Raw genomic sequence first — 7,238 nt, 5'->3', positions numbered from 1 at the left:
GCTCTAGCCAACTGAGCTACTCCCGCCAAAAATCCAACCTTCTATTTTCAGCTCTTTGGGCTCACCGTCGGCGTCGGCTCCAGTACATTCGGCAAAGCCTCCTGGGATTCCGCCATCCGGGGATCGACCCGGCAAGTTTCTAAATGGTGGAGAGGGGAGGATTCGAACCTCCGAAGTCTACGACGGCAGATTTACAGTCTGCTCCCTTTGGCCGCTCGGGAACCCCTCCAGGGGAAACTTCTGTTTGTATGTTCAGGGCAGATACCCTGCAGCTCAATGGAGCTGGCGACAGGAATTGAACCCGCAACCTGCTGATTACAAGTCAGCTGCTCTACCTATTGAGCTACGCCAGCACAGGGGAGCGTTTTTACAACAACGGAAGGCAAAAAGCAAGTTCTTTTTTCACCTTTTTTCAGCCCTGGCAACGAAGCAGGATTTATAGTCGATTTGCCGGAGCTTGTCAACCACTTAATATCGCTTTTTCTTGTTACGCATCAAAAAATGCGCCCCCCCCGGCAACGTCCGATTACTTCGTCGACCCGCCAATATGGCGCTGGCGCACCACTTCGAACAGGGCGATGGCCGCCGCCACCGATGCGTTGAGCGATGAAACCGCCCCCTGCATCGGAATCCCCAGCAGAACATCGCAATGGTTGCGCACGTTCGGCCGCAGACCGCTTCCCTCGCTGCCGACCACCAGGGCCAGGTTGCCGGAAAGATCCGCCTGAAACAGGGGGGTGGCGCCCTCTTCGCCGGCCAACCCGAAAATCCAGCAGCCCTCTTCTTTTAATTGCTCAAGGGTGCGGGAAATATTGGTGACCTGGCAGAGGGGGAGATGAGCCAGGGCACCGGCCGCGGCCCGATCGACCACCGGGGTGATGGGACAGGCCCGATCCTTGGCGGTGATCACGCCATGACAGCCGGCTGCCTCGGCGCTGCGCAGCACGGCACCGACGTTATGCGGATCCGTCAAGCCGTCGAGCACCAGAAAAAACCCGCCCGCAGCCGAATCCCGCCAGCGCTGCAGCAGGTCTTCGAACTCGGCATAGGCAAAGGGCTCCACCCGCAGCACCAGCCCCTGGTGGTGGCCATGCCCGGCCAGCCGGTCGAGATCCTTGCGCTCACGCGTCCGCACCGGCACCTCCCGGCGGGCTGCCTCCTGCACCACCTCGTCGATGCGCGCAGAGCGGCCGTCGCGGGCGACAAAGAGCTCCAGCGGCTTGCGCTGATCGCCGGCCAGGGCCTCCCGAACCGGGTTTACCCCGTAAACGACATCGCTCATCGACGGCCCTGCAACGCCCCGCCGATTTCCGCCAGGATCAGGTCGGCCGCGGCCACCGGATCAGCGGCAGCCGAGATCGGCCGGCCGATCACCAGGTAATCAGCGCCGGCGGTGATGGCATCGGCTGGCGTAGTGACGCGCTTCTGGTCATCCAGCGAGGCAAAAGACGGCCGTACCCCGGGGGTGACAATGACAAAGTCCCGGCCGCAGGCCTCGCGGATCAGACCGACCTCCTTGGGGGAAGCGACCACTCCGTCCATCCCCGCCTCTTTCGCCAGCAGGGCCAACCGGGGGACCATTTCGCTGACCGGCCGATCGATGCCGACCGCCCGCAGGGTTTCCTCGGTGGAGGAGGTGAGAATGGTCACCGCCAGCAGCAGCGGACGACCCTCACTGCCGCGGGGAACCAGGGCGTCAGCCTTGGCCACCGTCTCGCGCATCATCTCCGCTCCGCCCAGGGCATGCACGTTGAACATCCGGACCCCGAGACGGCAGGCCTCCAGCCCGGCCATGGCCACGGTATTGGGGATATCATGGTACTTGAGGTCGAGAAACACCTCGCCGCCCTCCCCACGGATCATCCGCACCACGTCCGGGCCGCAACGGGTAAAGAGCTGCTTGCCGACCTTGAACACCCCGACCTTTTCGTGCAGCAGCTTGACCCATTTTTCGGCATCCTCGAAACAGTCGACGTCGAGGGCGAAGATCAGCCTGTTTTTTGCCGCCTCGTTCATTCTTTTCTCCCGATAAGTGACTTCACCCGACGGGTGACTTCCTGTACCCGCTGGATCAGTTCGCCCGACTCGGCCGCCGCCAGTTCGCGACGGGCAATGCCGCACTCCATATAAATAAGCTCGCTCAGAGCCTCGGCCAGCAGCCGCTGCTTGTCCCCCTCTTCGAGCCCGGCCAGGTTGCCCAGGATCCGGCCGCCGTCGATGCTGCCATCGTCCCGCAGGGCGACATCCCGAAAGACGAAAGAGAACGGCTGCGGCAGGTCACGCAGAAAACAGCGAACCTCCTGGCCGAAACCCGGCTTTTTCGCCGACACCCGGCGGTAAAGGACGATCAGGGCACTGTTGAAGATGTTGAGCATGTCGCCGAGCTTCCCGTCCACCTCCACCGTCGGCGCATCCTCCATGCGCACCAGCCCCTTCTCAACCAGGTGGAACAGCAGACGCAGCCCATCAAACTCTCCGGCGCCACTCCTGCGCAACAGCTCCCGTACGCTGTGGCGATCCTCGCCGACCAGCTTCATCATCCGCTCGGCCGCCGGCGGCATTCCCTGAACCGTCTTGCCGCTCGGCACCGGAATATGGTCCTCGGAACCGATGCGCCGCATGAACAGGGCCCGCTCGTCAACCCGTCGCAACCCCTCCATGATCAGATTCTGGGTGCTCATGGAGAGCCGCAGGATCTGCTCCTCAGCAAGCGGCCTGGCGACGAAGGAATAGCTGCCGTGTTCCATGGCAAAGAGATTGTAGACAATGGTTTCGGCCTGATGGCGGGTGGCGTGCCAGAGATCTTTCGGCGCCACCACCCCTTTTTCGACCAGGAGCTTGCCGGTAACCGCGGAACCGGCGCCGGGTGAACGCAAACGCTGCAGGATGTGCCGATCGAGCTTGCCGAGGGCGCAGAGCAGCTCGCCCAGATCTTCTTCGGGAAAATTGCTGGTGGCGAAAACGATCTCACCCTGCTGAAAATAGAGCTCCTTGCTGCCGCCGGTCAGGCTGAAGCTGAGCACCCCGGTCTTGCGAAACATATTGAAAAAGGACAACAGGTCGGTGATCCCGATTTCCCCCAGCACCCCCGCCATGACCAGCTCCGAGTCGTCGCGCCGGGCGGTCAGCAGAAGATGTTGGGCCGAATGGGAGCAGAGCTCAAGGGTCTGCTGACCGAGCTCCTTTACCACCGGATGGGGCAGACCCAGCCTGCCGCCGCTGTCGATGATCATTTTAGCCATATCAATTCGCCTGTCTCTTACCTGACAACTGCTTCGGCCTCAGGCCGACAGCGCCTGGCGAACCCGTGCAGCGACCAGCGCTCCGACCTCGGCCAGGGGAATCATCTCGCGCTCCCCGCTGCGCCGCTCCTGCAGCTCGAGCGCCCCCTCCTTGAGTCCGCGGGCACCAACTGTCACCCGCAGGGGGATGCCGAGCAGGTCAGCATCCTTGAACTTGCTGCCGGGACGCTCGTCGCGATCGTCGAGCAACACCTCGACACCCAAGTCGAGCAGTTGACGATAAAGCGCGTCGGCCGCCTGGTTGACCTGCTCGTCATTGGGATTGACCATGGTGACGATGACCTGAAAGGGGGCCAGCGGCATGGGAAAAATGATGCCGTTGTCGTCATTGTTCTGCTCGATGGCCGCCGCCACCGTGCGGCCGATGCCGATCCCGTAGCAGCCCATGAAGAGCACCTGCTCCTGGCCCTGGGCATCGAGGAAGCTCGCATCGAGGGCGGCCGAATACTTGGTGCCGAGCTTGAACACGTGACCGACCTCGATCCCCCGCCAGATTTCCAGCTTGCCGCTGCAGCGTGGGCAGGGATCGCCGGCTACGGCTTCGCGCAGGTCGGCGAAGGTTTCGACGATGAAATCCCGGCCGCAGGCGACCCCGGTGTAATGGGCATCCAGTTCGTTGGCGCCGGTGATGGCATCGGTCATGAAGCGAACCTCAGAATCAGCCAGAATCCGCGCTTTCAGCCCAACCGGACCGGCAAAACCGGTCGGCGCACCGGTCACCTGCTTGACCAGCTCTTCGCTGGCCAGTTCAACATCGTTGCAGCCGAGCAGGCGACAGAGCTTGATGTCATTGAGTTCCCGGTCGCCGCGCAGCAGCACCGTCACCGTCTCGCCGGCATCGGTCTGCACGATGAGGGTCTTGATCAGCTGCTCGGGGCGGGCCTTGAGAAACTCGGCCACTTCCTCGATGGTGCGGCGAGCCGGGGTGGCCACCTTCTGCAACGTCTGGGTCAGGACCGGGGCCGCTGCCTGGGGGGGGCGAATTTCGGCCTTTTCGACGTTGGCCGCGTACTCGCAGCTGTCGCAGGAGACAATAGCGTCCTCCCCCGAATCGGCCAGCACCATGAACTCGTGGGACGAGGTGCCGCCAATATTTCCGGTGTCGGCCTCGACGGCCCGGAACCTGAGGCCGCAGCGTTCAAAAATGCGCCGATACGCCTGGTACATCTTCTCATAGGCGACATCGGCACCGGCCTCGTCGACGTCGAAGGAATAGGCGTCTTTCATGATGAACTCGCGGCCGCGCATCAGGCCGAAGCGGGGCCGGATCTCGTCGCGAAATTTGGACTGAACCTGGTAGAGGTTGAGCGGCAGCTGCCGGTAGGAGCGAACCTCGCGGCGGACGATGTCGGTAATCACCTCTTCATGGGTCGGGCCGAGGCAGAAGGCGGCCTCCTTGCGATCCTTGATGCGCAGCAGTTCCTTGCCGTACTGCTCCCAGCGCCCCGACTCCTGCCAGAGTTCGGCCGGCACCACCATCGGCATCAGCAGTTCGATCGCCCCGGCCCGGTTCATCTCTTCACGAACAATCTGCTCAACCTTGCGGATCGACCGCAGGCCGAAGGGAAGATAGCTGTAGATGCCGGCGGCGACCTTGCGAATCATCCCAGCCCGCATCATCAGCTGATGGCTGACGACTTCGGCATCCGCAGGGGTTTCTTTCAGGGTGGAAAGCAGATATTGGGAATAACGCATGGCCGCACCTCTTATGCTTTATATATAAGTTCACTTGGGGATTAAAATGTTGCGCAACCGGCCGGGGAGCCGAAGAAGACAAGAAAACTAGCGTATTTCAACGGTAAATGCAAGCCCAATGACGGCAGCCGGCGACCGCCCCCGGATCGACCGGGCAACAGGCCATGGACAAATTTCCCTCAATGATTTAACGTATGAAACTGAAGTCTGCGGCTCACCACTCTGCCTAGCGGAAGGAATCTGCCATGGAAGAACTCCTGACCTTGTCCAATTTCAGCCAGCAGGTGGCGGCCGGAACGCCGCTGATCTACATTTCTACCGACAACGAAAGCCGAACCGAGGCGCTGATCACCCGGGCGGCCCTGCACGCCATCAAGGGAATGCCGGTTCCCCAGGTATGGAACTGCACGGCCGGCATTGCCGGCCAGGAAACAACCAGCGACCCCCTTGCCAGCCTCTGCTGGGCGGTTGACCAGGAAGGGCCCGGCATTTTCATCTTCAAGGACCTCAACTGGTTCTGGCACGACAACCCGTATATCCAGCGCACCCTCAAGGATTTCGCCGCGGTGCGCCGACCAGCCGGCAAGACACTGGTCTTTCTCGGCCCTAAACCGGACATCCCACCGGCCCTGCGGGAAGACTTTCTGCTGCTCGACCACGGCCTGCCGGATCGTAAGGAAATCCAGGCCTTTCTCGAAAAAAACCGGGAAAGGGATCCGTTCCTCGAGCAGTTACTGGCCAGCGAAGAAGACATCAGCCGCCTGGTCGTCGCCGCCCAGGGACTCGACCTGCTGAACCTCGATCGGGCCCTGCGGCTGGCCAAGGTCACCAAGGGGGGCGGGCCCGACGAAGTGATCGCCGCCCTGTTCCGCACCAAGAAGCAGCTGCTGCGCAAAAGCGGGATCATGGAGTTCGTCGAAAATGACGTCACCTCCGACCAGCTTGGCGGCATGGAAAACCTCAAGTCGTGGATGGAAAAACGGGAAAGGGCCTTCGGCGCCGAAGGGCTGGCCTCGGGGCGCAACCTTCCCCGCGGGGTGCTGGTGATGGGCATCAGCGGCTGCGGCAAGAGCCTGTTCGTCAAGGCCATCGCCGCCCGCTGGCACCTGCCATTGATCCGCCTCGACATGTCCACGGTCTACGAGGGAACCTTCGGCTCACCGGAGAGCAGCCTGCGCAAGGCCTGCAAAACCGCCGAAGCCCTCTCCCCCTGCGTACTCTGGATCGACGAAATGGAATCCGGCATCTCCAACCAGGGCTTCAAGGCCGAAGGGGGCTCGGCCTCGCGGGTCCTCGGCTACTTCCTGACCTGGATGCAGGAGAAGCGGCACCCGGTCTTCGTCGCCGCCACCGCCAACGCCATCGAGATGCTGCCGGCCGAGGTGCTGCGCAAGGGCCGCTTCGATGAAATCTTCTACGTCGCCCTGCCGGGCCTGGCCGAACGGGAGGAAATCGTCCGCATCCACCTGCGCAAGCGGGACGTCAAACCGGACGCCCTCGACATTTCAATGCTCGCCCATTCGGCCAAGGGCTTCTCCGGCGCCGAAATCGAACAGGCCATCGCCAGCGCCAGCTTCGAGGCGCTGTCCCAGACCCGCTCCATCACCCAGCAGGACATCATGGAAGCGATCAGCCGCACCGTCCCTTTGTCGGTCACCATGGCCGAACAGATCAAGAAGATCGAAGCCTGGGCCTTCAAACGGGCGGTGCCGGCCAGCGTCGGCGCCGGCAGGTAGGCCAACCACCTCAGTCCAAGGAGCTATTGTGACATTTATCAAAACCCTGATCATCTTGCTGCTCGCCAGCCAGCTGAGCGGCTGCCTCTTCACCAAGCTGGTTTCGGTCCCGATACGGGTTGGCGGTGCGGTCCTCTCCATCGTCCCTGGAGCCGGCAACAGCATCCATGATGCCCTCGACACCGCCGCCGAAACCATCGACGACGTCCCTATCTGACACCGGCAGCCCGACGAGGAGATCCGAGATGAAGCTCCCCGCCAGCATGCGGGCCATGGTGCTTGAAACCGGGCAGCGCCGGCTGCAGTTGAAACAGCTGCCGGTCCCCCAGCCTTCCCCGGGGCAGCTGCTGATCCGGGTGCACGCCTGCGGGGTTTGCCGCACCGATCTGCACATCGTTGACCAGGAGCTGAGCGGAGCAAAGCTGCCCCTGATCCCCGGCCACGAAATCGTCGGCACCGTGGTCAAGATCGGCGACCAGGTCACCCGCTTCCGCCCCGGCGAGCG

7 protein-coding genes and 2 tRNA genes are annotated in these 7,238 nt (G+C 62.5%); 3 read left to right on the top strand and 6 right to left on the bottom strand.

Translation table 11 applies throughout. From position 1 onward, the window contains the following. Nucleotides 1-144 precede the first annotated feature (144 nt). The 6 genes from ABYV89_RS12735 to ABYV89_RS12710 all read right to left on the bottom strand — a co-directional run bounded on the left by ABYV89_RS12735 (nt 145) and on the right by ABYV89_RS12710 (nt 4,997). Nucleotides 145-229, bottom strand: a tRNA-Tyr gene (locus ABYV89_RS12735). A 48-nt stretch (nt 230-277) separates the two neighbouring features. Beyond that, nucleotides 278-353 (bottom strand) — tRNA-Thr (locus tag ABYV89_RS12730). A gap of 173 nt (nt 354-526) precedes the next feature. Then, nucleotides 527-1,282 (bottom strand): 23S rRNA (guanosine(2251)-2'-O)-methyltransferase RlmB, encoded by a 756-nt coding sequence (gene rlmB / locus ABYV89_RS12725; protein WP_432823330.1) that lies wholly within the window; start codon nt 1,280-1,282, stop codon nt 527-529. Next, nucleotides 1,279-2,016: an orotidine-5'-phosphate decarboxylase gene (pyrF, locus tag ABYV89_RS12720; RefSeq protein ID WP_432823329.1), complete on the bottom strand. Its 738-nt coding sequence runs from the start codon at nt 2,014-2,016 to the stop codon at nt 1,279-1,281. Before pyrF ends, rlmB begins: the two co-directional genes overlap by 4 nt. After that, nucleotides 2,013-3,242 carry a DUF4388 domain-containing protein gene (locus tag ABYV89_RS12715; protein WP_432823328.1) on the bottom strand — a complete coding sequence of 410 codons (1,230 nt, stop codon included), beginning with the start codon at nt 3,240-3,242 and terminating at the stop codon, nt 2,013-2,015. Before ABYV89_RS12715 ends, pyrF begins: the two co-directional genes overlap by 4 nt. A gap of 39 nt (nt 3,243-3,281) precedes the next feature. Continuing rightward, a complete protein-coding gene (locus ABYV89_RS12710) occupies nt 3,282-4,997 on the bottom strand; it encodes a proline--tRNA ligase (RefSeq protein WP_432823327.1) in 1,716 nt (571 codons plus the stop codon). 245 nt (nt 4,998-5,242) lie between these two features. Here ABYV89_RS12710 and ABYV89_RS12705 point away from each other — a divergent pair, with 245 nt between their 5' ends. The 3 genes from ABYV89_RS12705 to ABYV89_RS12695 all read left to right on the top strand — a co-directional run. Next, a complete protein-coding gene (locus ABYV89_RS12705; protein ID WP_432823326.1) occupies nt 5,243-6,733 on the top strand; it encodes an AAA family ATPase in 1,491 nt (496 codons plus the stop codon). A gap of 28 nt (nt 6,734-6,761) precedes the next feature. After that, nucleotides 6,762-6,950 carry a DUF6726 family protein gene (locus ABYV89_RS12700; RefSeq protein WP_432823325.1) on the top strand — a complete coding sequence of 63 codons (189 nt, stop codon included), beginning with the start codon at nt 6,762-6,764 and terminating at the stop codon, nt 6,948-6,950. A gap of 46 nt (nt 6,951-6,996) precedes the next feature. Beyond that, nucleotides 6,997-7,238, top strand: a 242-nt coding sequence (locus ABYV89_RS12695; protein ID WP_432823331.1) for an alcohol dehydrogenase catalytic domain-containing protein, incomplete at its 3' end; no start/stop codon positions are given.

It is taken from the genome of Trichloromonas sp. (assembly GCF_041583255.1).
Classification (GTDB): domain Bacteria; phylum Desulfobacterota; class Desulfuromonadia; order Desulfuromonadales; family Trichloromonadaceae; genus Trichloromonas.
Note: the sequence above shows the minus strand (reverse complement) of the source record. Positions and strands in the feature narration are given on the sequence as shown.

What these genes read in the sequence shown, in the direction of transcription:
- ABYV89_RS12715 (WP_432823328.1), bottom strand. Translation starts at nt 3,242, where the DNA reads ATGGCTAAAATGATCATCGACAGCGGCGGCAGGCTGGGTCTGCCCCAT.
- ABYV89_RS12710 (WP_432823327.1), bottom strand. Translation starts at nt 4,997, where the DNA reads ATGCGTTATTCCCAATATCTGCTTTCCACCCTGAAAGAAACCCCTGCG.
- rlmB (WP_432823330.1), bottom strand. Translation starts at nt 1,282, where the DNA reads ATGAGCGATGTCGTTTACGGGGTAAACCCGGTTCGGGAGGCCCTGGCC.
- pyrF (WP_432823329.1), bottom strand. Translation starts at nt 2,016, where the DNA reads ATGAACGAGGCGGCAAAAAACAGGCTGATCTTCGCCCTCGACGTCGAC.
- ABYV89_RS12705 (WP_432823326.1), top strand. Translation starts at nt 5,243, where the DNA reads ATGGAAGAACTCCTGACCTTGTCCAATTTCAGCCAGCAGGTGGCGGCC.